This window comes from Nostoc sp. ATCC 53789 (genome assembly GCF_009873495.1).
GTDB classification, from domain to species: Bacteria; Cyanobacteriota; Cyanobacteriia; order Cyanobacteriales; family Nostocaceae; genus Nostoc; species Nostoc muscorum_A.
Genome location: NZ_CP046703.1, coordinates 6,244,634 through 6,270,124, shown reverse-complemented (window position 1 = coordinate 6,270,124; position 25,491 = coordinate 6,244,634). Strand labels below are relative to the sequence as shown.

General features: G+C 44.6%; 20 protein-coding genes and 1 pseudogene. 12 read left to right on the top strand and 9 right to left on the bottom strand.

Annotated elements, in window-relative coordinates; all coding sequences use genetic code 11:
• The first annotated feature begins 361 nt into the window (after positions 1-361).
• A complete protein-coding gene (gene alaS / locus GJB62_RS25920; RefSeq protein WP_114084876.1) occupies positions 362-3,004 on the top strand; it encodes an alanine--tRNA ligase in 2,643 nt (880 codons plus the stop codon).
• A gap of 158 nt (positions 3,005-3,162) precedes the next feature.
• Here alaS and GJB62_RS25915 read toward each other — a convergent pair whose 3' ends face one another.
• The 3 genes from GJB62_RS25915 to GJB62_RS25905 all read right to left on the bottom strand — a co-directional run bounded on the left by GJB62_RS25915 (position 3,163) and on the right by GJB62_RS25905 (position 7,625).
• Positions 3,163-3,831: an AIM24 family protein gene (locus GJB62_RS25915; protein WP_114084877.1), complete on the bottom strand. Its 669-nt coding sequence runs from the start codon at positions 3,829-3,831 to the stop codon at positions 3,163-3,165.
• Between the two features lie 419 nt (positions 3,832-4,250).
• Entirely contained in the window at positions 4,251-5,723 is a 1,473-nt protein-coding gene (locus GJB62_RS25910) for a HAMP domain-containing sensor histidine kinase (protein ID WP_114084878.1), read from the bottom strand.
• 192 nt (positions 5,724-5,915) lie between these two features.
• The gene (locus tag GJB62_RS25905; protein ID WP_114084879.1) at positions 5,916-7,625 is read right to left on the bottom strand and encodes an ATP-binding protein; all 1,710 of its coding nucleotides are present in this window, start codon (positions 7,623-7,625) and stop codon (positions 5,916-5,918) included.
• Positions 7,626-7,892: 267 nt separating this feature from the next.
• Here GJB62_RS25905 and GJB62_RS25900 point away from each other — a divergent pair, with 267 nt between their 5' ends.
• From GJB62_RS25900 to GJB62_RS25890, 3 genes are all read left to right on the top strand, one after another.
• Entirely contained in the window at positions 7,893-8,714 is an 822-nt protein-coding gene (locus GJB62_RS25900; RefSeq protein WP_114084880.1) for an SDR family oxidoreductase, read from the top strand.
• Between the two features lie 417 nt (positions 8,715-9,131).
• The gene (gene dnaK, locus GJB62_RS25895) at positions 9,132-11,036 is read left to right on the top strand and encodes a molecular chaperone DnaK (protein ID WP_114084881.1); all 1,905 of its coding nucleotides are present in this window, start codon (positions 9,132-9,134) and stop codon (positions 11,034-11,036) included.
• A gap of 244 nt (positions 11,037-11,280) precedes the next feature.
• Complete coding sequence (locus GJB62_RS25890) at positions 11,281-11,463, top strand: transposase family protein (RefSeq protein ID WP_114084882.1); 183 nt, start codon at positions 11,281-11,283, stop codon at positions 11,461-11,463.
• 243 nt (positions 11,464-11,706) lie between these two features.
• Here GJB62_RS25890 and GJB62_RS25885 read toward each other — a convergent pair whose 3' ends face one another.
• The 6 genes from GJB62_RS25885 to GJB62_RS25860 all read right to left on the bottom strand — a co-directional run bounded on the left by GJB62_RS25885 (position 11,707) and on the right by GJB62_RS25860 (position 18,152).
• Complete coding sequence (locus GJB62_RS25885; RefSeq protein WP_114084883.1) at positions 11,707-12,762, bottom strand: aromatic ring-hydroxylating dioxygenase subunit alpha; 1,056 nt, start codon at positions 12,760-12,762, stop codon at positions 11,707-11,709.
• 186 nt (positions 12,763-12,948) lie between these two features.
• Entirely contained in the window at positions 12,949-13,386 is a 438-nt protein-coding gene (locus GJB62_RS25880) for a secondary thiamine-phosphate synthase enzyme YjbQ (RefSeq protein ID WP_114084884.1), read from the bottom strand.
• A 96-nt stretch (positions 13,387-13,482) separates the two neighbouring features.
• Positions 13,483-14,649 carry a pyridoxal phosphate-dependent aminotransferase gene (locus GJB62_RS25875; RefSeq protein ID WP_114084885.1) on the bottom strand — a complete coding sequence of 389 codons (1,167 nt, stop codon included), beginning with the start codon at positions 14,647-14,649 and terminating at the stop codon, positions 13,483-13,485.
• Positions 14,650-14,915: 266 nt separating this feature from the next.
• Positions 14,916-15,134, bottom strand: a complete 219-nt coding sequence (locus tag GJB62_RS25870) for a hypothetical protein (RefSeq protein ID WP_114084886.1) — start codon at positions 15,132-15,134, stop codon at positions 14,916-14,918.
• Positions 15,135-15,456: 322 nt separating this feature from the next.
• Complete coding sequence (locus GJB62_RS25865; RefSeq protein ID WP_114084887.1) at positions 15,457-16,479, bottom strand: tetratricopeptide repeat protein; 1,023 nt, start codon at positions 16,477-16,479, stop codon at positions 15,457-15,459.
• Positions 16,480-17,168: 689 nt separating this feature from the next.
• Positions 17,169-18,152, bottom strand: coding sequence for an AraC family transcriptional regulator (locus GJB62_RS25860; RefSeq protein WP_114084888.1), 984 nt, complete (start codon positions 18,150-18,152; stop codon positions 17,169-17,171).
• Between the two features lie 209 nt (positions 18,153-18,361).
• On the opposite strand from GJB62_RS25860, the gene GJB62_RS25855 reads away from it, so the two are divergent.
• The 8 genes and pseudogenes from GJB62_RS25855 to GJB62_RS25820 all read left to right on the top strand — a co-directional run bounded on the left by GJB62_RS25855 (position 18,362) and on the right by GJB62_RS25820 (position 25,490).
• Positions 18,362-18,691 carry a cupin domain-containing protein gene (locus tag GJB62_RS25855; RefSeq protein WP_245246012.1) on the top strand — a complete coding sequence of 110 codons (330 nt, stop codon included), beginning with the start codon at positions 18,362-18,364 and terminating at the stop codon, positions 18,689-18,691.
• A gap of 55 nt (positions 18,692-18,746) precedes the next feature.
• Positions 18,747-18,965: pseudogene (locus GJB62_RS25850) on the top strand (cupin domain-containing protein); the annotation flags it as partial.
• Between the two features lie 56 nt (positions 18,966-19,021).
• Entirely contained in the window at positions 19,022-19,795 is a 774-nt protein-coding gene (locus tag GJB62_RS25845; protein ID WP_114084889.1) for an SDR family oxidoreductase, read from the top strand.
• A gap of 99 nt (positions 19,796-19,894) precedes the next feature.
• Positions 19,895-20,986 (top strand): alpha/beta hydrolase, encoded by a 1,092-nt coding sequence (locus tag GJB62_RS25840; RefSeq protein WP_114084890.1) that lies wholly within the window; start codon positions 19,895-19,897, stop codon positions 20,984-20,986.
• Between the two features lie 41 nt (positions 20,987-21,027).
• On the top strand, positions 21,028-21,771 hold the full coding sequence (locus GJB62_RS25835) for an SDR family oxidoreductase (RefSeq protein ID WP_114084891.1): 744 nt from the start codon (positions 21,028-21,030) through the stop codon (positions 21,769-21,771).
• 82 nt (positions 21,772-21,853) lie between these two features.
• Entirely contained in the window at positions 21,854-22,861 is a 1,008-nt protein-coding gene (locus GJB62_RS25830; protein ID WP_114084892.1) for an aldo/keto reductase, read from the top strand.
• Positions 22,862-23,058: 197 nt separating this feature from the next.
• Positions 23,059-24,939 (top strand): ABC transporter ATP-binding protein, encoded by a 1,881-nt coding sequence (locus GJB62_RS25825; RefSeq protein WP_114084893.1) that lies wholly within the window; start codon positions 23,059-23,061, stop codon positions 24,937-24,939.
• Between the two features lie 47 nt (positions 24,940-24,986).
• Positions 24,987-25,490, top strand: a complete 504-nt coding sequence (locus tag GJB62_RS25820) for a transposase (protein WP_245246011.1) — start codon at positions 24,987-24,989, stop codon at positions 25,488-25,490.
• Position 25,491: the final 1 nt, after the last annotated feature.

Here is a 25,491-nt window from a genome sequence, read left to right as displayed (position 1 = left end):
TTTGATACTTTCAGTTTTAGTGCCATTTGCTACCCTAGTATGGGAATTTTAAACTATTTCTTAAGGATTAATCTTAAAGACTTAAGGATTAGCCTTAAAGGCTTAAGGATTAATCTTAAAGACTTAAGGATTAATCTTAAAGACCAAAATTACGATGTCTAGGGCGGGCACAGAAGCAGGACATCCTACCAGAGTTAGATAATGGCATCCTCATCACTGCGTATAGCTCACAGACTTGTACAATTTGCTGGCGGTAATATGAAACAAAATGCAAGAATATATAAAGCTATTTATGAAAATACACTTACCCAGTGCCGCTACGCCCAAGTCTAGAGTCTAAAGTCTCAAGTTAAAAACACCTATGTCTTCAAATCCCCAGTACCTAAGCGGTAACGAAATTCGCAACACATTCCTCAACTTCTTTGCCCAACGGAGTCACCAAATCCTCCCAAGTGCGTCTCTCGTGCCAGAAGATCCAACCGTACTGCTGACGATCGCGGGGATGCTACCATTTAAGCCGATATTCTTGGGGCAGAGGACACCAGAATTTAAGCGGGCTACGACTTCGCAAAAGTGTATCCGTACCAACGACATCGAAAATGTCGGACGCACTAAACGGCATCACACCTTTTTTGAGATGCTGGGTAATTTCAGCTTTGGTGATTATTTTAAAGAACAAGCGATCGCTTGGGGTTGGGAAATCTCCACACAAGTCTTTGGCTTTTCTCCTCAAAATCTGGTTGTCAGCGTTTTTGAAGATGATGATGAAGCCTTTGCTATCTGGCGCGATCAAATCGGTGTGCCGGTAGCCAGAATTAAACGCTTGGGCGAAAATGATAACTTTTGGGTATCTGGCCCGACTGGCCCTTGTGGCCCTTGTTCAGAAATATATTACGACTTCCACCCAGAACGCGGTGACGAAAATATCGATTTAGAAGACGATTCCCGGTTCATCGAGTTTTACAACCTCGTGTTCATGCAATATAACCGAGATGTTTCAGGCAATTTAACGCCACTGCAAAACAAGAACATCGACACGGGTATGGGTTTGGAGAGAATGGCGCAAATACTCCAAAAAGTGCCCAATAACTACGAAACTGACCTGATTTTCCCAATAATTCAAACAGCCGCTCAAATTGCTGGCATTGACTACCACAAAAGTGATGAAAAAACCAAAGTCTCCCTAAAAGTCATTGGCGATCACGTTCGTTCTGTTGTCCACATGATCGCTGATGAAATCCGCGCTTCTAACGTGGGAAGGGGTTATGTGCTGCGGCGATTGATTCGGCGGGTGGTGCGTCATGGGCGATTAATTGGGATTTCTGGCGAATTTACTACCCAAGTTGCCGAATCTGCGATCGCTCTTTCGGAATCAGCTTACCCCAATGTGCGCCAAAGGGAAGCAGCAATAAAAGCTGAGTTGCAACGAGAAGAATCCAATTTCCTTAGAACTCTGGATAGAGGCGAAAAACTCTTAGAAGAAATTATCCAAGAGGTAAAACAGCAAGGAAACACTCAAATTAGTGGTGAAAGTGCATTTACACTTTATGACACCTACGGATTTCCCCTCGAACTTACTCAAGAAGTTGCCGAAGAAAATAATCTCACAGTTGATGCTGAGGGATTTGAGGCACAAATGGAAATTCAAAAAGGACGTGGTAGAGATGCACATGAAACCATCGATTTAACTGTCCAAGGTTCCCTCGACAAGCTAGCAGAACACATCCAAGTCACCGAGTTTTTAGGCTACACCCAATCGGCGGCGACGGCAATAGTCGAAGCGATTTTGTTAGAAGGTGTTTCTCAAGAAGAAGCAGAAGCGGGGACACAGGTACAAATAGTCCTTGATAAAACGCCATTTTATGCTGAATCTGGCGGACAAATTGGCGATCGCGGTTATATCTCTGGTGATGGTATTGTTGTTCGGGTGGAAGACGTTAAAAAAGAATCTGATTTCTTTGTTCACTTCGGACGCATCGAACGCGGTACACTGCGCGTAGGCGATCGCGTCACCGCCCAAATTGATCCGGCTTGTCGCCGTCGCGCCCAAGCTAACCATACCGCAACGCACTTGTTGCAAGCGGCGTTGAAAAAAATTGTTGATGATGGCATATCTCAAGCTGGTTCCCTAGTTTCCTTTGACAGATTGCGCTTTGACTTCAACTGTCCCCGCGCTTTGACAGCAGAAGAAGTGCAACAAATTGAAGAACAGGTAAACACTTGGATTGCCCAAGCACACGCCGCAAAGGTGGAAGTATTACCTTTAGCCGAGGCGAAAGCTAAGGGTGCTGTTGCCATGTTCGGCGAGAAATACGGCGATGAAGTTCGCGTGATTGACTTCCCTAGCGTATCAATGGAACTCTGCGGTGGCACTCATGTGAGTAATACGGCTGAAATTGGCGTGTTTAAGATTATCTCGGAAGCTGGCGTGGCTTCTGGGGTGCGGCGCATTGAAGCTGTTTCGGGGCCAGCAATCCTAGATTATCTCAACCTGCGGGATAAAGTAGTTAAAGATTTGAGCGATCGCTTTAAAGTGAAACCCGAAGAATTACCAGACAGAATTACAAGTCTGCAAAGCGAACTCAGAAATAGTCAGAAGGAATTGGAAACCTTGAAGGTACAATTAGCGATCGCTAAATCTGACAGCTTGCTACAAACAGCCGAAACTGTAGGCGATCATAAAATTATCGTCGCCCAATTAGAAAATGTTGATCCAGAATCATTGAAAACCGCAGCCGAACGCCTGTTACAAAAAATCGGTAACGGTGCAGTGGTGCTAGGTTCTGTTCCCGAAGCGGATAAAGTTAGCATAGTTGCAGCTTTTAGTCCAGAAGTTAACAAAAAAGGTTTACAGGCTGGTAAATTTGTGGGTGCGATCGCTAAAATCTGCGGTGGTGGCGGCGGCGGAAGACCGAACTTAGCCCAAGCTGGCGGACGCGATGCGAGTAAATTACCAGATGCGTTGCGACAAGCAGAAAGTGATTTAAAGTCCGCATTGGCTTAACCCACATCTGACAATCCCCAGTTCGTTGCTATTAGCTTTGGAGTTATATAGCAATACTAAATCATTCGTGAAAAATTAGATCCCCGACTTCTTTGAGAAGTCGGGGATCTGGACATCAATCTTTAAGCGGACATGATATAACTGATAATTAATGATTATTAGCTAGAAGTTTTTGGTAGCGCGGCAGTAATTTGCCGAATCATCATGACTTTCCAATAAGGTATGGGAGCAAGCAATACAGTCCCAGTTCCCTCAAAAGTATTGACGAGAAATTCACCAGAAGTCATCGAACCTAAAAGAGATTTAGTAGCTTTTTCAACGCGATAATTTAAAGTATTTGTGCGAGCGATCGCAAAATTTCCATCAACAACTAATCGGTCATTTTGTAAATTTATTACTTCTACAGGGCCTTGTGCTACCATTACCACTTTACCCCTACCTTTGACTTTTGTTTGAAACAAACCCTCGCCACCAATTAAGCCTGATACAAATTTATTTCGTTCAATTCCTACTTCTATACTGCCATCGCTAGCCCAATAAGCGCCACTATCTAAAATCCATTCACTACCGTCTAATTCTAGAATGTGATATCCCGCTAAAGACGGCTCTAAATATAATTCGCCCGTACCTGTATATGTAGGACGGAAAATGTTTTCTCCTGTGGCTAAGGATTTTAAAAACCCACCTGCTGAAGGGGCTTTAGATTGCATCTGAACGTTGCCACGAATATAGTACATAGCACCAGATTCAGTCCGTACTGTTTCGTTTTGCAAAGTGACCTTAACTAAACGTAAGCTTTCTTTTTCGATTATTTCAAAATGTGCCATAATTCTCCTATTGGTTTTTACACAAATGTGTACTTGGCTGTTAGCCAGAATTTATATCCATTTTTGGCATCTATTTTTACAAATGGCAAGTCAGAGGAATTTAATTCCTGTTTAATTTCATGTAAGTTAAATGAGTAATATTGTGTCCGCAATAAATTCTCAGACAAGCCTTTTGAAGGTAACTCGTAAAATCTCTGCTTTCCTCTATGCAGCTTAAAAGTGATTTATCGAACCACAGAGGCGCAGAGAACACAGAGAGAAGAGGAATTATTACCCAAAGATTTTATCCACATTTAAAGGGGTAATTAGTCGAATAAAAAACTTTGCCTTAAACTAAATTTCAAGGCAGGGAGAGGTTTCTTTAATTGACGTTAATTTAGAGTGAATATTTATAATTTAAAAAAATAGTTGATGAATATTCACTCCCAAGTTTTAGCTCCAGATTTATGTTTATTGCTAACTTCTAAGGGAAGGAAAATCGTCAAAACTTCCCCATAGTGTGGACGCTGACGCACAATCAATTTACCGCCGATCGCTTGAAATAAATGCTTGGTTGCAGCAATATTCAAACTAATCGTACCTGTTTCTGGTTGGAACATCAGCAATTGACCAAGGGCTTTGCGAATTGGTGGCGTTGCAGGTGTTGCGGCTTTACTGGAATCTTTGCACCCAAATTGCGGCGATAATTGTAACTTCAGTTGATCTCCTGCCGGAATAACTTGTACTTGAATATGGCTACCAGAGGGTAAGCTGCGAGTGAAATTCTCTATCAAACCGGTGAGTACCTGATCGAGCATCATGGGATTACTTACCACAGTTGGTAGTTGCTGGGGTAAAACAACATTTAAAGTTAAGTTCCGGCGATGCGCTGCTTGTTCCCACCGAGGAATGCTCTGCTGCAACACTTGATCTAAAGACATCGGTGTGAGTTGAGTTTTTGGACATTTTGTAGAGGCAGTAGTTTCTAATTCTGCTGCCTTAAACAGCAACTCCATGCGATCAATTTGCTCAGTACACTCGTGATCAATAATTTTTAAGCGATTGATTACACTAGCATCTAAATCTCGCCGCTTCAGCAGTAGACGAGTCATGGTGCGAATAGTTGTTAAAGGTGTGCGAACTTCGTGAGCGAAGGCTTGGAGCAGTTCGACATCAGGATTTGGGGATTGGGGATTGGGAATTGGGAATTGGGAATTGGTATTTTTCCCCCTGCTCCCTGCTCCTTGCTCCCCTGCTTCTTCCCCAGTCTCTTCTGCTTCCGTTAATTCCTGAAGCAACAACTGACTAAACTGAATCATGATGCGGCAATCTGGTGCTACCGGAGAATATTGTTGTACTAATACATCCAGACGGGCAAAAAATTCTGGATTAGCCAGCATTACTCTCGCACCTAGCGATCGCCAAGCTTGCTCTACTACTTCCGGCTCAAAAGAAAATGAAAAGGTTTTTTTACCGTTTTTGTGGGTTGCTAAAACCAGTACTAATCTAAATTTATCTGTAAAAACTAAGCAAAACTGCTCTGTCCCCAGAGGATCGGCAGGTAATAAAGGAAGTACCGATTCATGAGGAGCGATTTCTTCATCTATGGGTGCGATGACATCTGGCATCTGAAATGGCATCAGTGCCAACGGATTAAATGGTTTTGCTGTGAAAGTTACTGTTTGTAAGTTTTGAGTCAGTTTTGGCTGACTGAATAAGGGTGCAGGTGCAGCTAAAACTAATCCTTGGATTGTGTCAACTGGATTAGCTGCTAAAGTATTTAATAGCAAATGTTCAGTTGCTGCGAGGCTGACACGCCACTGCCGCTCTGCTTTACCAGGTGAACATTCAGCCACACTTGATTGATTTTGGGCCAAGATTTCGCTCAGACTTGGCAATATCCATTCGTACACAGGCTTTCACCCCTTAATTCAAGAGCGACTAACAGCGTCTAAGGTAGACATTTCGCTACTACTTACGAGGTTATAACCATTTGTGTACTGTTGAAAGTGGTAGAACCGAACAATTCGGGCGCAATTTCCCCTATGTAGCGATATCTACGACGGGCTACGCCTACGCAGTTATGGGCTGAAAAACACTCATACTTAACCTATTATGCGATCGCTGATTGATGATTGTGCTAATTTCCCTGCTCGAATGGGGATTGCAATCACAAACTCTGCACCCTGTCCCGGTGATGAAATACATTCCAAAGAGCCACCATGCTTTTCAGTAATTATCTGGTAGCTGATCGATAATCCCATACCAGTCCCCTTACCAACTGCTTTCGTAGTGAAAAAAGGGTCAAATAAACGCGACTGAATTTCTTTTGGAATTCCCGATCCATTATCAGCAATCCGAATCACAACATTTTCATTTACCTGTTCCGAAGAAATGCGAATTAAGGGATTTGGACAAAGTTCTTTTTGGAAACACTCTTCTAAAGCATCGATTGCATTTGCCAAGAGGTTCATAAATACCTGATTCATTTGCCCTGCAAAACACTGAATTTTAGGCATTTTTCCATACTCTTTGACCACTTCAATTTGAGGGCGATTATTTAGTGCCTTGAGCCGATGTTGCAAAATTAACAGAGTACTGTCGATTCCTTCATGCAAATCAGCCGTTTTGAACTCAGCTTCATCCAAGCGAGAGAAAATTCGTAAACTGAGAACAATTTCCCGGATGCGTTTAGCCCCCATTTTCATTGAGGTTAACATCTTAGGCAAATCTTCTATTAGGTACTCAATATCGTTCAGTTGGTTAGCATTTTGAATTTCTGGCTCTGGATAGGGGTAGTGTTTTTGATAAAGCTTAATTAACAGCAACATCTGTTGAGTGTAATCATCAGTGTATTCGAGGTTGCCGTAGATAAAATTAACCGGATTGTTGATTTCATGGGCAACTCCCGCGACTAGTTGACCCAGACTTGACATTTTTTCAGATTGAATTAATTGAATTTGGGTTTTTTGCAGGTCTTTCAGAGCTTGCTGAAGTTCTGCTTCTGCTTCTTGGCGTTCGGTAATTTCGTCTCGTAATTGTTCATTGGCGTTGACCAATTCATTTCTAGAATATTGCAGATCGTCCGCCATTTTATTGAACGAGGTGGCTAACTCGCCAATCTCATCCTGGGAGCGAATACTAACTCTAGTATCGAGTTTACCTTCAGTCAGATTTACCACAGCTTGCTGGAGTTGTTTAATCGGTTTTGAGATGCTTTTAGAGAGCAGATAACCTGCTGCTAATGCAAATACACTACATCCCAGACTGATGAACAACGTCACAATAATATTCTTTTCGGCTGTTGCTAGTGCTGCTTTGTAAAGCGGGGTATATTCCAAAATTACTGCCCCAATTGTTTCACCCTTGCCAGTCTTAAAAGCAACAGCAATCAATTGAATCCCATTTGGGTATTCAGGACTGGACTCAACATAAGTTCTTGGTATACCATCTTGAATAGTTTTACCAACTTCATTATTGCGATCGTGATCTAATCGCGTACCGATATCTTCTGCAACTACATCTGCCAGAATGATTTTATTACGATCTACAATTTCTAGATCGCGCTGACGTTGCTTATGTAGCAATTCTACATGGTTTTGTAAATGGGCTAGCATTTTCTCACGCGATCGCAGTTCGTGGTATTCAAGCTCATGACTTACGAAATATCCCAGTAATCCAGCAACCTCTTCAGCCTCTTGTTGAGCAAGATACTTAGCTATCTTCAATTGTTGATCGGCACTAATCGCACCAACAATTACTGAGATGGTAGCCATTCCCAGAATACCCGAAATTAATTTTTGACTAATTTTCATTCCTTGCTCGAAACCTCAAGTACTTGCTACTGTTCTGATTCAGTTTTGGGAAATTTGCCCTGATTTTAAAATTCCCAATTGTCAGCCTGAAAGCTACAGAATCAACAGCTATTAGCCAAATGTTTTAATCTGAGTCTATTTTGGCGATACCTTCTCTGCGTTCGCGCAGCGTGTCGTAGACAGACGCTACGCTTAGCTTTCTTCCAGCAGGGTACGCTAACCCATTTATTTGAGTAGATTAAAAAGAGACTATCTCAAAGGCAATTTATGACTTCTTTTGAAACTTCGGCTGAAGATTTGGTACTAGTTGCTGGTGCTACTGGTGGAGTAGGGCAACTAGTGGTAGGCAAACTCCTAGAAAAGGGTTTGAAAGTTCGCGTTCTGACACGCAATGCCGCAAAAGTCGAAGAAATGTTTAACCAGAGAGTGGAAATTGCCGTTGGTGACATCCGCCAGCCAGCTACACTCCCAGCTGCAACACAAGATGTCACCCACATCATCAGTTGTACTGGAACCACTGCCTTTCCTTCTTCGCGATGGGAGTTTGACCAACCCCCGAACTTGCTTGAATGGGGAATAACTTTCCTTAACCCCAAATCTAGCGAAGCAAAAGCAAAGAATAGTCCAGCCAAGGTTGATGCCCAAGGTGTCAGCAACCTAGTTACAGCAGCACCCCAGAATTTGAAGCGGTTCGTTTTCGTCTCTTCTTGTGGAATTCTCCGTAAAGATCAGTTTCCTTTTAGTATTCTTAATGCGTTCGGCGTGTTGGATGCCAAACAAAAAGGTGAGGAGTCCATTATTAATTCAGGATTGCCCTACACGATTATCCGCCCAGGACGCTTGATTGACGGGCCCTATACTTCATACGACCTCAACACACTGCTAAAGGCCAAAACTGATGGTAAGTATGGTGTGGTTATAGGCACTGGGGATACACTTTCGGGTGATACCAGCCGGATTGATGTAGCAAACGCTTGCGTGGAATGCCTTTTTCAGCCAAGTAGTTCCAAGAAAATTTTTGAAATAGTCAACCAGGGACAAAGACCACCTGTAATTGATTGGGAAACTCTTTTCTCTAGACTTGAGTAAGTGCTGAGTAATATTTAATTCAATGCCCAATGCTCAATGCCCAATTCTCAGTGCTTCTGTAGTTTATTACCTCTAAAGACGGCAAACACCACTCGGACGTTACGGTTCACCCTAATTACTGAAAGTATTAATTCTCATACATTAGACAGAGTGAAGGCAAATCAATCCATGAACCAACTAAAAAAACTATTTAGTTAGTTTAACCGTCCTAAGCAAGGTTCGGGAAACCACCCTTCATGGACTGGCTACCACTAAGCTTCAGTATATATATCAGCATAGTCTGGAGTTTTAACCCCAGGAAAGCCAAATCAAAGGTATTCATGCTGAATTGGCTGATTTATTGACCCTGTTGGTTCAAAATTTAGTCCTTTATATTCTCATTCATTCATTTGTAGTTATACGGAGCCAGCACCTAAAATGGCAAAAGTAGTTGGAATTGACTTAGGAACAACGAACTCCTGCGTGGCAGTGATGGAAGGTGGTAAACCTACTGTAATTGCTAATGCTGAAGGTTTTCGGACAACCCCATCAGTAGTGGCATTTGCGAAAAATGGCGACAACTTGGTTGGCCAAATCGCCAAACGCCAAGCGGTGATGAACCCCGAAAATACGTTTTACTCAGTCAAACGCTTTATCGGTCGCCGCTACGACGAAGTGAGTAACGAAGCAACTGAAGTTTCTTACAAAGTTCTCAGCAGCAACGGCAATGTCAAATTAGATTGTCCGATAGCTGGTAAACCGTTTGCTCCTGAAGAAATTTCTGCAAAAGTTCTTCGCAAACTAGTTGAAGATGCCAGCAAATACCTTGGTGAAACTGTTACCCAAGCTGTAATCACCGTTCCCGCATACTTTAACGACTCTCAACGGCAAGCGACAAAAGACGCTGGTAAAATTGCAGGTATTGAAGTTCTGCGGATTATCAACGAGCCAACTGCTGCTTCTCTAGCTTATGGCTTTGACAAGAAGAGTAACGAAACCATTCTCGTCTTTGACCTTGGTGGTGGTACCTTCGACGTATCCGTGCTAGAAGTAGGAGATGGAGTTTTTGAAGTACTAGCCACATCTGGGGATACACACCTTGGTGGTGATGACTTTGATAAAAAAATAGTTGACTTCTTAGCTGAAAAGTTCAAGAAAGCCGAAGGCATTGAACTACGCAAAGACAAACAAGCTTTACAACGTCTGACAGAAGCCGCAGAAAAAGCAAAAATTGAGCTTTCTAGCGTTACCCAAGCAGAAATCAATTTACCATTTATCACTGCTACCCAGGATGGGCCTAAGCACCTGGATACAACCCTGACTCGTGCCACCTTTGAAGAACTTTGTTCTGACTTAATCGACCGTTGCCGTGTTCCTGTGGAAAACGCTTTGCGCGATGCCAAGTTAAGCAAAGGCGATATTGATGAAGTGGTGTTAGTTGGTGGTTCTACCCGTATTCCCGCAGTCCACCAGATTGTGAAGCAGGTATTGGGTAAAGACCCTAACCAAAGTGTTAACCCTGATGAAGTCGTGGCAATTGGTGCAGCGATTCAAGCAGGTGTACTGAATAATGAAGTCACTGGCATCTTACTGTTAGATGTATCACCACTTTCTTTGGGTGTTGAAACATTGGGCGGCGTAATGACCAAAATTATTCCCCGCAACACAACAATCCCCACCAAAAAATCGGAAGTCTTCTCCACCGCAGTGGATGGTCAAACCAACGTAGAAATTCACGTCCTTCAAGGTGAACGCGAATTTTCTAACGATAACAAGAGTTTGGGAACCTTCCGCCTTGATGGTATTCCTCCTGCACCACGTGGCGTTCCTCAAATTGAAGTGGTGTTCGATATTGACGCTAACGGTATCCTTAACGTCACCGCTAAGGACAAAGGTACTGGCAAAGAACAGTCCATCAGCATAACTGGTGCTTCCACCCTGGATAAAACTGACGTTGACCGGATGGTAAGAGAAGCTGAACAAAATGCTTCATCTGACAAAGAACGGCGTGAGAAGATTGAACGCAAGAACCAAGCCGACTCCTTGTCATACCAAGCTGAAAAGCAGTTACAAGAATTGGGCGATAAAGTTCCGGCTGCTGACAAGACTAAAGTTGAAGGTTTGGTAAAAGAACTGCGGGAAGCAGTTGCCAAAGAAGACGATGAGCAAATCAAAAAGCTCACCCCAGAATTGCAACAAGCTCTATTCGCTGTTGGTAGTAACATCTATCAACAAGCTGGTGCGGGTGCTGCACCAGGTGCTGAACCTCAAGATGGTGGTTCCACCTCTAGCTCTGGTAGCGGCGACGATGTGATTGACGCTGATTTTACAGAGAGTAAATAATTCCTCTACTTCTTTCGGGATAATTATTTTGTCCCGCCTCATATTACCCACCCAGGTATTAACCTGGGTGGGAATTTTTTTAGAAGTTATGAGTAAAAATAAATAATATTGCTACTTTTAATTTATTTGTAACTCCTCACTATTAACTCCCTTATGCCATATCCACAAGCAGGGTGGTTTCATACAACGAGAGAACAATAATAATGGTTTGTAGAGGGTAAAGAAAAATGGATAACTAACAAGTATGAATCTCGTCGAACAATTGCAGCAAGTCCCAGACTATAGGCACATCCGAGGACGAAGACATGAATTATGGTTAGTATTGTTACTAATATTGCTGGGAGCAATGACAGGATATTGGGGCTACCGACCACTCGAAGAAAACCACCCTGCCCTTCCTGCGTCGGGAAGGGGGTTAGGAGGTTAGGTCTTTGGTGGACTTTTGCACACAACGTGAAAAGTCAGGGGAGCCTGTAACTCGAAATTAATTAATTCAAAATTTTCTTTATTCTTCCTAACAGAATTTTGTATTTTGAATTAAACCAAGGTCAAATCAATGAATCATTTATTCTGGCGGCTCTTTTATTGATTACTGGAATTGTTCTATTAATGGTGTCAGGGTATCATCAGCTAAAGTGCCCAAAATTTGCAGAATTTACTTTGAAGTAATTTAAGCACGCCAGCGAAGTACTTGATCCTTAACAGGGTTCACAAATTCTCGTCCTTCAGCGACAGACCGAGCATACTCCCGCTTTAACTGGTAATACCACTGCGCCTGCATATCTGAATCCTTAATCAGTCGCAGTACAGGATTATATTTAAGCCCAATCTGTTGCTTTTCCACAACGGTTCTGTCTTGACCTAAGAAGGTTTGTGCCAATACATGCAGCAGTGGCTTGAAAAATCCCACCCAGGGAAGTGTCGAGTAAAGAACAAAATTTACCTCAGTTTCTGTGTCTGAAATGGGGGTAACTGCCGTTAAATTAACAACTCTATGCTTACCAATTGTGGTTTCTTCTATTCTGACGCTAGGTAAACGAAAAGAAATCTCTGTTTCCGGCACACCACCACCAATAAGCAAGTATAATCGACCTCCATTCGCTGGTAATCGGTGTCGTCGCATAGTAAAGCCGTAGGGTGAAGCATCAAATTGCTTGACTTCCTCATGCAGTTGCCCACTTCGCCACCACCAAGCACGATGAACATAGGGGGAATGAGCAGGGTCCATCAGACCTACTACTGCATGATCCACAAAACAGGGAAATCTCATCACCTCTACAAATTGGGGCGATTGCTCCTCAAACCCTGGAATCACCGGAATTTCCATCTCAGAAGCAGCAGGCTGAGATTTATCGGGATCAGCCATATATATCCAAATATTCCCTTGGGCTTCCCGAACTTCGTAGGATTGTACGTCAAAGCGGCTTAAATCCATCTGCTGCTCCTCAACAAGAGATGGAATTGCAGTGCAGCGTCCACCTGAGTTAAAGCGCCAACCGTGATAGCAGCATTCCACTTCCTGCCCATCGAATCTACCACAACTCAAAGGCACGGCACGATGAGGACAAATATCTCTCATAGCCGAGACTTTACCATTTTGATCTCGGACTAGAAGCACAGGTTCACCCAAGAAAATGCGGCTGATCATCATACCTGGCTTGATATGATTACTAGGCAGAGCATAGTACCAAGTATTGCGTAATACAAAGTTATCGTTATTTTTCATCACTAATTGCCTCTGCCTTTAACACAACGAAAGTTCTGGTTTGTGGAAAGGAAGGTTATGCTTAGAAACATTCTTTCAGATTTTTAATTGCTGTAAGTAAATTCAACTGATGCACTTGTTGAGCCTCATTTTCGTAATTCTCTCAGATTTGGGTTGTTCTGAGAGGATTGTAGATGTGAAGTTGCATTATTCGCCAGAAATTTGGACAAATACCGTTCTTTTGCGCGGCCCATCCAACTCAAAAAACAATACAGATTGCCAGGTTCCCAAAGCTAATTTACCATCCACAATGGGAATTATCTCACTAGTGGTCAGCATCATTGCCATTAAGTGAGAGTGAGCATTAATTGGCTCATCTTCCGGGACATCTCTTAAATGCAAGTCATTATGCAAGTAACTGTCCGACTCTGGTGCTAGTTTTTTTAAGAATACTTTTATATCTTCTAACAATCTGACTTCATTCTCGTTGATAGCTAAAGCTGTCGTTGTATGACGAGAAAATACTAAAAGTTGTCCATTTTTAATTGATGTTGAAGTAAGAAACTCTTGAATTTGTGGCGTTATATTATGAATATTAATTTTTGGTTCAGTTTCAATTTCAATTAGCTTATTAATAATCGGCATCTGTTCAATTTTATATTTAGGATTGTATAGGAGTGACAATTTAAGATTTTTGATTTGCGATTGCAGGAAAATCTTAAATCCAAAATTGAATGACTTTTAACTCCTAATTATAGTTTCCAAACCTTGTACTAATCTTTCTATACCTTCTTTGGCTGTCTCTTTTTGCAGCGCACCGTAAGCAACGCGCAGGTAGCATCCGTCATCCATACCAAAAGTTGTACCTGGAATGACTGCTATTTTATATTCCTGGATTAATCTTTTAACTAACTCAAAAGCATCCATCTGAGTATTAACTTTGAGGAAAAAATAGAAAGCGCCATTAGCTGGTGTGATGCTACATAAACCTTCTAGGCGGTTAAGAGAGTCGAGTACTAATTGCCGCACTTGAGAAATTGCACCTATATTATTCTGCAAATACTCCTCTTTGGCTTGCAATGCCCCTAAAGCTGCATATTGAGAAATCACTGGTGGACAAATCAAAATTGTATCTTGGACTTTTTTGATAGCGACAAATAAGTGTTTAGGAATCACCATATAGCCAATGCGCCAACTAGCAAAACCGTATGCTTTGGAAAGGCTAAATAGAGAAATAGTGTACTTGCTACTCCCAAATGCACCAGGAGAAACGTGTTTTACGCCGTTATAGGTAAAGTATTCATAAGCTTCATCGCTGATGTGGTAAATGCCATTAGTGTCACAAATTTGATTTACTTGGCGCAATGCTGCTTCTGAATAGACGACTCCAGTGGGATTATTGGGCGAAATTGTGACTATAGCCCGTGTTTTGGGAGTAATTGCTTGAGTGATCGCTTCTGGGCGTAGTTGGTAATTTTCATCTGTCGCCACTAACACCGCACGACAACCAGCAATTGCGATCGCCATTTCATGGTTGAAATAGTAAGGCGTATTCAAAATAATTTCATCGCCTGGGTTAGTAATAGCAAGAATGGCATTCATGAATCCCATATTGCTCCCTGCTGTCACGACGATGCATTTTTCCCCATTGATTTCAATACCATTGAAGGCTTGCAATTTTCCAGCAAGTGCTGTCAGCAATGGGGGAATTCCCTCAACTGATTTGTATAAATTGTTAGCAGAATCGGCAAAAAATTTGGGTAAAAATTCGATAGTTTCCGGCGGGGGGTTGTAATGAACAACACCCTGTCCTAGAGAGATTGTTCCTGGAGAGTTTTTAATCAGTTCCCCAACCACAGGAATAATCGGCGACTGTACACCCTGCATACGAGAGGTTAGGGATTCCATATTTACTGGGAATTGGGAATTGGGAACTTGTACTGAGCGTAGTCGTTGGCGCAGCCTCTCGTAAGAGAAGTATTGGGAATTGGGAAACCCACGGGTTTCAAGCGTGGGATTGTAACAAGGATACCGATTTAAGAGCGCTGCACGTCTCGAAAAACATCTTTTTTCAAATGGGATTTTGACCCATAACTAAAGTTTCTATCACTATTCCCTGTTCCCAATTCCCTATTGCCAATAATAATTAACTGGATTTGCGATTACTCAAAAATTTAGTCAATCGAAATCTGTTGAGGCCCACTTGCTTTGCCATTATGTGCTTCTGTTGTGCTGCTAGTATAACTATTTGAGCCGCCCTGTTGAGCCAGCCAGCTTTTAACAGGATCATCTGCTAGATTGAGCCGAAGCACACCAGAGAATAACCCACCTACAAATGAGGCTGGATGCTGGATAAATTCTCTGAATATAGGTGACAATTCACTAATGAACATAAAAAGACTCCTGGCGGTGCCATCAAAAATTATTACTTCTTAATTGATCGTAACCTGTTGATTAGTATATGGTCGGCGGTAACGAAGTTACGAACTTTTTGAGCTTCAATTCGAACAAAAAATTCCCGACTTCTTTAAAGAAGCCGGGAATTTGAGCTTGCGGCATTAGGCAGGGAGCAGGGGCAGGGGGCAGAGGGGAAGGGGCATGAAGAAGAGACAAGGAAGAGGTGGGAGACGGAGAGACTTGTTTAATAATTCCCCCTTGTCCCCTTGTCCCCCTGTCCCCCTGCTCCCTGCCTGCCCCTTCCCCCTGACTATCAAGCTACAGAGAATCTATAAACTGCTGTACTTTTTCCAAGAGTGGCTGGTGTTCGATTTGCTCTGCTAAATCTTGAGCGTTTTGGTAGCACGATCGCGCCATTTTTTTACGTTTCGTTGTGGCGTAAAGGGTTCCCATATTCAGCAAAGTTGAAATTTCTCCGAGATTATCGCCCAGTTGTTGATAAATCACAATGGCTTGCTTGTAGAACTTCATTGCTTGGCGATGCTGTGCCAGGGTGCTGTAGGTAAAACCAATGTTGTGAAGGGTTGTTGCTTCGCCTGCGCGATCGCTGATTGCCCGACGTGTCAAAAGAACTTGATAGTATAGTAATAGCGCTTGTTTCGGTTTTCCTAAATCACTATAGATTGAGGCAATATTATTTAAAGTGGTTGCTTCACCAAGCACATTCTTGACGGCTCGTTGAATTGGAAGTGCCGCTTCAAAAAATTCTAGCGCTTGCTCAAACTTGCCTAAGACATTGTAAGCAAACCCAATGCCATTAAGCGTTGTTGCTTCACCAGAAAAGTCACCCAACAATCGCCGCATCCTCAAAATTTGGTGTTGTAGCAACAGTGCCCGTTTCGGTTCTCCTAAGCGGGTATAAATTAGCGCTACATCATTAAGAGTAGAAACTTCACTTTGAATATCTTGCGATCGCCTAAAGATTGGCAGTGCTTTGTCAAAATATTCTAAAGCTTGCGAAAAGCGTCCAAGACGGCTGTAGGTAGAACCCAGATTGCTAAGTGCAGTTGCTTCTGCTGGCGGGTTGCCAATTTCAATAGCAACCGAAAGCGCCTGATGAAAGCGCTCTAATGCTCTTTGAGGTTGCCAGCAACTGAGGTGAGCTAAACCGAGATCGTTTAATGTATGGCCTTCTCTGGCTCGATCTCGAATTGCTCTAGCCAAATGTAAATTTTTGGTTGCAAGATCGAGAGATTCTTGAAATTTACCGCGCTGGTAGTAGCGGTTTGCTTCATCACGACGTTGTTCCCACTCTTTGACTTGATTTAAAGGTTGCTTCATCTGACCTCAGTTGCTTTCTGCGATAAGTAGGCAGGAAATCTCTTGGGAGTAATCCCTCTTAGGTTTCCCAAATTTTAACCTTAATCTTCTATCTTTAGATATAAGACGTAAATAGAGAAGTATGATATTGTTCCATATCTATAGGAAGATTTATGAAGCAATTAATACAAATACTCCAATAAAAGCGTAAATCTGTGCATCCCTAGCAAAAACCTATATTCCAAGTAATTAGAAGGCTAATATTGCCGAATTTTGAGAGAATTCAGCAATTTTGTTGTCAGATAAGCTAACGCGCCTACATATTGCAATATTTTCCGTGTAGACCGTCATTAGTCATCAAAAATATGGGTCTGAAACCCCGTGCTTCACGCAATGCTTTAAAGTAATGAGTAAGGAGTAATGAGTAATGAGTGGATGAAAAATGGGTATTTACTCATTACTTATTACTTATTACTCCAGAATCACCGTGCGTACCCTTCTCCTGACGGAGACGCTGCGCGAACGGGAACGCCAAGGGCGAACACGCCCGGGAGTATGTCAATTGTCATTTGTGTTTACCAAGGACAAAGGACAATTGACAAAGGACAACCTCACCAGTTGATGTGCAATCTTATTTGCGTAACAGCTTATTAGCAGGCAATTCTAGAGTACAGGCAGTCTTACCAAGATGCCGCGACCAGAACAGGAGATCAGATTGAACTAGCAGTCTCCCTAGCAGCTTCTCGCAGCCGCTCCACATCGCGCATCGGTGGCGCACCAAAAAGCCGCTTGTACTCCCGGTTGAAGTGCGAGGCATCGTCATAACCCACGCGGTAGGCAGCACTGGTAGCATCAAGCTTTTCCCCCAGCATCAGACGGCGAGCCTCCTGGAGCCGCAGTTGCTTTTGGTACTGCAAGGGACTCATGGCAGTGACAGACTTGAAGTGATGGTGGAAGCCCGATACACTCATTCCCAGCTCTCGTGCGATGCTTTCAATCTTGATCGGCTCGTTAAAGTCTTTACGAAGTCGCTCGACGGCTCTGGCGATGTGGTAGGTGTAGCCACCCAGAACTGCAATATGACGGAGCCGATTACCTTGCTCTCCCATCAGGAGTCGATAAATGATTTCCCGCTTAATCAGTGGTGCGAGAACATGAGCTTCAGCAGGGGAATCTAGAAGCCTGACGAGTCGCACCACAGCGTCCAACAGATTTGCATTTAATGGACTTACATCAATAGCTTTCACATCAGCATGGTTGCGCGATGAGGGATACCCTGCCTCGACCATCACTGAGCCAACAAGGGTAGGGTCAAGATCGAGGCGAAGACTCAGGTACGGTTGCGCCTTTGACGCTTCCAGAATTTGGCTGATAATTGGCAGTTCAACCGTAGCAAGCAGATAATGCATCGGATCGTACAGATAGCGATCGCTACCCAAAAGAACTTCTTTGCTGCCCTGAGCGATCGCACAAAACGCAGGGATAGAGACACTATGAACGCATTCCGAAGGCGAGGAGGAGCGATTGAAATGCAATCCTTTCAGAGGCTCAATCGTCCCATCATGAGGAATCGCGTGTGCAATGCGCTCTTTTAGTTCGTCTCTGTTGGCTTGCGCTCTGTCTGCCTCGCGCTTTGCCTGCGGATCGTTCATTAAATCGCGATCGGGCTTTTCACTCGTTTTGGCAGCGTTCATTTCTAAGTTTGCAGAATTGTACAACGATCTTAGACGATCGTTCTATTGCTTATTCTTCAGGATTCTTAGAATGAAGCTAAAGCAATGGAAAATTATTTCCGTTTCTTATAAGCATTCTGGATTTTTATTTAATAGAAAACTCAGTTTTGATCGGGCAAGAGACTTGCCTCCTAGCCACCGAAATTGTATCAAGTGAAGGAATTAAGAAAATGGACATCAAAAGAAGTGGCTCACAGCCTTCCGCCAAAGGGCCGGCTGAGTATTTTACCGGCACTGTCCGCGTTGACCCCCTGTTTGAGGCACACAATCCAGCGCGCACGTCTGGAGCCAGTGTCACATTTGAGCCTGGTGCTAGGACAGCATGGCATACCCACCCATTGGGACAAACCCTAATCGTGACGGCTGGCTGTGGACTTATACAGCGATGGGGCGGTGCGATCGAGGAAATTCGACCGGGGGACGCGATCTGGATCTCGCCGGGTGAGAAGCATTGGCACGGTGCTACAGCAACCACAGCGATGACGCACGGCTGGCGCTAGTGTAACCTTCGAGCCTGGTGCTAGGACAGCATGGCACACCCATCCATTAGGACAGACCCTGATTGTGACTGCTGGGTCTGGTTATGTTCAGCAATGGGGTGGACAAATTCAGGAAATCAGACCGGGTGATGTCGTCCGAATTGCGCCCGGACTGAAGCATTGGCATGGAGCTACAGCCACCACAGCCATGACGCACATCGCCATTCAGGAATGGCTCGATGGTAAGCCTGTGGACTGGCTGGAGCATGTCAGCGACGAGCAGTATCCCAACTGATCTTTGCATCTGGTGGTTTTAAGACCTTGTTAGGTAAAAAATTAAAGGAAAAAATCATGACAACGAACGAGAATCGAAAGTACACAGGAAAAGTTGCGTTTGTAACCGGAGCAGCAAACGGCATCGGTCGAGCTACGGCGCTGGCATTTGCTCGTGAAGGCGCTAATGTAGTGGTCGCCGACGTGTCAGAACAGGGCAATCAAGAAACGGTACACATGATCGAAGAACTCGGCGGACGAGCGATCGCCGTCAAGTGCAATGTGACACGAAGCGAGGACGTGAAGGCGGCTCTTTCCAAGACCATCGAGACCTTTGGGCGGCTGGACTTTGCCTTCAACAACGCCGGTGTGGAGCAGAAAAATACAGCAACAGCGGAAATCGAAGAGGAAGAGTGGGATCGGATCGTAGACATCGACCTGCGTGGCGTTTTTCTGTGCATGAAGTATGAAATTCCGCTGTTACTCAAGCAAGGGGGCGGCGCGATCGTGAATACATCATCGGGTGCCGGGGTCATAGGCATCAAGGGCGGAGCTGCATACACCGCCGCAAAACACGGCGTGATCGGACTCACCAAGTCGGCGGCTCTTGACTATGCCTCGCAGAACATCCGTGTCAACGCCGTTGCCCCCGGTTACATTGACACACCGATGATGGATCGCTTCACTGGCGGCACTGCTGAAGGACGCAAGCAGGTAATTTCGGAGGAGCCGGTCGGACGGATGGGTCAGCCCGAAGAGATTGCCAATGCCGTTGTCTGGCTGTGTTCAGACGCGGCTGCCTTCGTCGTCGGACACGCCTTGGTCGTCGATGGCGGTCAAACGGTGCAGTGATTGTTCGTCGCCAACCGTGACACCGTTGCAGCGAGTGGAGATCCCGCCAAGCAGACGCGTCGAACCGTAGCGAACCAATCCCCACATTTGGAGAACTCAATGAAACACCTCGTTATACTACCCCTCTTGATAAGTGCAATCGGCACGACGACGGCGGCAGTTGCGCTTGACAAAACACAGGTCTCGCGTCAGATATCCCAGGCACCCGTACAGCAGTCTGCTGTGGTCAATGGGGCGGACAACTTCTATAAGAGCGACAAGGTAACTATGCAAAAGATTACGTTCAAAAACCAATACAACATGCAGGTTGCTGGAAATCTCTTCATTCCCAAAACCTTGAATCCCAACGCTAAGAATCCGGCAATCATTGTTGGACACCCAATGGGCGCAGTCAAAGAACAGAGCGCAAATCTGTATGCCCAAAAGCTGGCTGACCAGGGATTCGTCACCTTGTCCCTCGATTTGTCCTTCTGGGGCGAGAGTGAGGGGCAGCCCCGCAACGTTGTTTCGCCGGATATTTATGCCGAGGATTTCAGTGCTGCGGTAGATTTTTTGGGTACCCAGAAAATCGTTGACAGGAACCGGATTGGCATTCTGGGGATTTGCGGTAGCGGGAGCTTTGCCATCAGCGCCGCCAAGATCGACCCGCGCTTGAAGGCCATTGCGACGGTCAGTATGTACGACATGGGTGCAGCCAACCGTAACGGGTTGAGGCGTTCTACGACCCTTGAACAGAGAAAGAAAGCGATCGCAGAGGCGGCTGAACAACGCTATGTGGAGTTCACGGGCGGCGAGACCAAATACACAAGCGGAACTGTGCATGAACTGAATGAGAACTCCACCGCTATTGAGCGTGAGTTTTATGACTTCTACCGCACTCCCAGGGGCGAATACACACCCCAAGGTTCATCGCCGAAACAGACAACGCACCCGACACTTACCAGCAACATCAAATTCATGAACTTCTACCCGTTCAACGACATTGAGACGATTTCGCCTCGTCCTATGCTGTTCATCACGGGTGACAATGCACATTCGAGGGAGTTCAGCGAAGATGCCTACAAACGCGCCGCCGAGCCAAAGGATCTCTACATCGTTCCCAATGCGGGACACGTCGATTTGTATGACCGAGTGAACCTGATTCCCTGGGAAAAACTTACATCCTTTTTCAATCAGCATCTCACTCGTTGATGCACTCCCCCGTTTAAAAAACCAATAAAAAGAGGAAGAAGATGATTCAAGACAAAGTTGTAATTATTACCGGCGCATCATCAGGGATTGGTGAAGCAAGTGCGAAATTGCTTGCCAACAAAGGAGCTAAGGTCGTATTGGGTGCGCGACGCGAGCAGCAATTGAGACAACTGGTTGATGAAATTCAAAAAGCTGGCGGACAAGCAGTCTATCAAGTGATGGATGTGGTTAACCCATCTGATAACGCCCAGATAGTCAAACTTGCCAAGGAAACATTTGGAAACGTAGATGTTATTTTCTTGAACGCTGGCATAATGCCAACTTCCCCACTTTCTGCATTGAAAACTGATGAATGGCATCAAACGGTTGATATCAATATTAAGGGTGTGCTAAATGGTATCGCTGCTGTGTTGCCAACGTTTATTAGCCAAAAATCTGGGCATATTATCGCAACTTCATCGGTGGCTGGATTAAAAGCTTATCCAGGTGGTGCGGTGTATGGTGGGACGAAATGGTTTGTACGCAATTTCATGGAAGTTCTACGCATAGAATCTGCTCAAGAAGGGACTAACATTCGGACTGCAACCATTTATCCTGCTGCAATTAACACGGAGTTGTTAAGTCAGATTACTGACCCAGATGCGGCTGAAGCAATGACAAAGTTGTATGAACGATATGGCATCTCACCTGATCGAGTAGCCAATGTTGTGGCGTTTGCGATTGACCAACCAGAAGACACAAACGTGAACGAATTTACGATTGGCCCAACCACGCAGCCTTGGTAAGGATAGTGCTGGCGGTTAAGACTGAGTGCGATTGCTGTCCGGTGGGACTACAACCTTTAACGCAAAAACAGGAATTCAAACAATGCAAAAACGAAAACTGGGAAACAGTAATCTGGAAGTCTCGGCTATCGGGCTGGGCTGTATGGGAATGAGCTTTTCCTATGGCCCGCCCAAAGATACGCAGGAAATGACCGCTCTTCTTCGGGTCGCTATTGATCGCGGAATAACATTCTTTGACACCGCCGAAGTCTACGGCCCGTTCACAAACGAAGAGCTTGTGGGCGAAGCCCTCGCTCCCTTCCGGGGGCAAGTGATCATCGCCACCAAATTCGGGTTCGACATCAGTCCGAATTCTGATCCTCGCGGGATGAAGGGTTCACCCGGATTGAATAGCCGACCGGAGCATATTAAGGAAGCCGTGGAGGGTTCGCTCAAGCGACTCAAGGTCGAGACAATCGACTTGCTCTATCAGCACCGAGTTGACCCGAACGTGCCGATCGAAGATGTGGCAGGGGCAGTGAAGGAACTGATTCAGGAGGGTAAAGTGAAGCACTTTGGACTTTCTGAAGCAGGAGTGCAAACGATTCGTCGCGCGCACGCAGTTCAGCCGATCACTGCTCTACAGAGCGAATACTCGCTGTGGACGAGGACTCCTGAAAAGGAAGTGATACCGACCCTTGAGGAACTCGGAATTGGCTTTGTCCCGTACAGTCCACTGGGCAAGGGCTTTCTCACGGGCAAGATCGACGAAAACGCCACCTTCGACAGTTCCGACTTCCGCAGCACCCTGCCTCGCTTCACCCCGGAAGCGCTCAAGGCGAATCAAGCCTTGATTAATCTTCTTGGCAGCATTGCAGAACAGAAACAGGCGACACCTGCTCAAATTGCGATCGCCTGGCTGCTGGCGCAGAAGCCGTGGATTGTTCCGATCCCAGGCACCACAAAGCTGCATCGCTTGGACGAAAACATTGGCGCAGTCTCAGTTGAACTCACGCCCGACGATCTGCGTGACATCGATGATGCCGCCTCCAAGATCACGGTGCAAGGCGCTCGGTATCCCGAAAAGCTGGAGCAAATGACCGGTCGTTGAGCGGCAAAAAATAGTAATACAAATGGTCAAGAGAATCATCTAGCTGCCATTTTGAACAAGCTAGAGCATAATACGCTACATCTATGTCTGAGTAGGAATCTTGCGGTTTCTATCTCAGGCATGGTATTAGAGTCGTAGGACAAAAGCTACTTTAAATATGCGTATTTTTTTAGAAACATTAATATAATGCTCTTACTATGAGCATCTATCAATCTCTCAAAAAATCTTATACGCAACCCCGTCGGCGTGAAAATGACTGGCGATTGTTTTTGCGTCTAGTGCCTTATGCCCGTCGTAACGGACAACTATTGGCGCTGTCGATGTGTCTACTCATACCCATCGCCCTAGCTAATGCCGTCCAACCTCTGTTGATTGGCCAAGTTATCTCCCTAATTCGCAATGAACCAAGCGCTTACGAATTTCTCAGGAATCGCCCCTTGTCCGAAGGGTTAAATATCCTGGAGGGATTGTTGTTTGTGGCGATCGCAATCCGATTGATTTTTACAGGGTACCAGGGTTATTTAGTACAGAAGCTAGGGCAACAAATCACCGCCGCAATTCGCCAAGACTTATTTCAACACGTAACATCCCTAGCAGTACGCTTCTTTGACCGCACACCCGTAGGTAAATTAATCACCAGAATCACCAGCGATGTGGAAGTCTTAGGCGATGTCTTTTCTACTGGGGCAATTGGCATCGTGTCCAATTTGTTTTCCATGCTGGTGATTTTGGGTTTAATGTTTTCCATCGAATGGCAACTGACTTGTTTGCTGCTATTAATGCTATTACCAGTTACCTGGTTAATTGTTTACATTCAGCAACAGTACCGCAAAGCCAATTACAAAGGGCGGGAAGAACTTTCTATATTAAACTCACAGCTACAAGAAAATGTCCTTGGCATTAACGTAGTGCAATTATTCCGCAGGGAAAAATTTAATGCCGAACTGTTTCGTGCCACCAACAGCCGCTACACTCAGCAAATGGATCAAACCATTTTTTATGATTCATTTATTTCAGCAACCTTAGAATGGATTGGGCTGATTGCGATCGCAGCTGTTTTGTGTATGGGTGGTTGGTTACTGTTAGGAAAAAGTATAGCTTTTGGGACTTTATCGGCATTTGTCTTGTATGCCCAGCGATTATTTGATCCTTTAAGAGATTTTGCCGAAAAATTTACAGTAATTCAAGCTGGTTTTACTGCCATTGAACGCGTAGGCGATATATTAGATGAACCGATAGAAATCCGCGATCGCGCCAATGTGCGCTTCTCAATATTTGATGCTAAATTCGGCTACATAGATGAAATCGTTGCAAATCTAGAATCCCCAGATATTACTTCCCCGCCTGAACTGGGAGAGATTTGCTTTGATCATGTCTGGTTTGCTTATAAAAATGATGATTACGTAATTAAAGACTTAGATTTCACCATTCGTCCTGGTGAAAAAGTGGCATTAGTTGGCCCCACCGGTGCGGGCAAAACTTCGATCATCCGGCTTTTATGCCGTCTCTATGAACCCACCAAAGGACGCATTCTCATCGATGGCGTAGATATTCGAGAAGTCCCACAGGCAGAACTGCGGCGCTACATGGCAGTAATTTTACAAGAAGGCTTTTTGTTTGCTGGCGATGTTAAAAGCAACATTTCTTTAGGAGATGGCTATACCATTGAACAGATTCAACAAGCAGCAGAGCAAACCAACATTGCCCAATTTATAGAAGAACTACCCCAGGGTTATGATACTCAACTTCGAGAACGAGGCACAAATATTTCTAGTGGTCAAAAGCAACTTTTAGCCTTTGCGCGGGCTGCTATTCGCGATCCACAAATTTTGGTGTTAGATGAAGCTACCGCTAGTTTAGATGTTGGCACAGAAGCTTTAGTGCAAGAGGCATTAAACCAGCTAATGCTCAGACGTACCGCCATTATTATCGCTCATCGCCTGTCTACGATTCGCAATGTAGACCGGATTTTTGTTCTCAAGCGTGGCGAATTAATCGAACAGGGAAGTCACGATGAACTACTGGAACAGGGAGGGCTTTATGCAACTTTGCATAACTTGCAGATGTTGGGAAGCTAGGATATTTTCAGAATAAACAGTTTTTAGGGTTTATACGGGCCAACTATTTGAGCCTCTTCCCAAAACTGTTAGACCAAAGCCAGTTCAACCGACGAGCCAGACGTTTGGAAGGAATGCTGGAAGAATTAAGACGTTTCTGGGTCGTGGAGTTGGGAGCCATATTTGAGCGTACCCTACTGTTGGATACAAAACCAGTACCAGTAGTGGGTTACAAGCGAGATAAACTCAGAAGTGATTTTACAGGCAGTCCTGATTATGGGTGGTGTGCCAGTCGGAAAATGAACTACTTTGGTTACAAATTGGTACTCATCAGTACTCTCAACGGTATACCCTTAGTTTACTCTTTAGTGCCTGCCAGTACTGATGAACGTCTTGCCGCCGAATCAGTTTTAGGCTGCGTTCGTGGTTGTCGTATCTTGGCTGACAAAGGATTCATTGGTGGTCAATGGCAGAGCGATATCTCCAAAACTACAAGTAATCAGATTTTCACCCCCTATCGAGCTAACCAATTACAAGAACAGCCAAAAGCAATTGATTGGTTTATTAAATAGC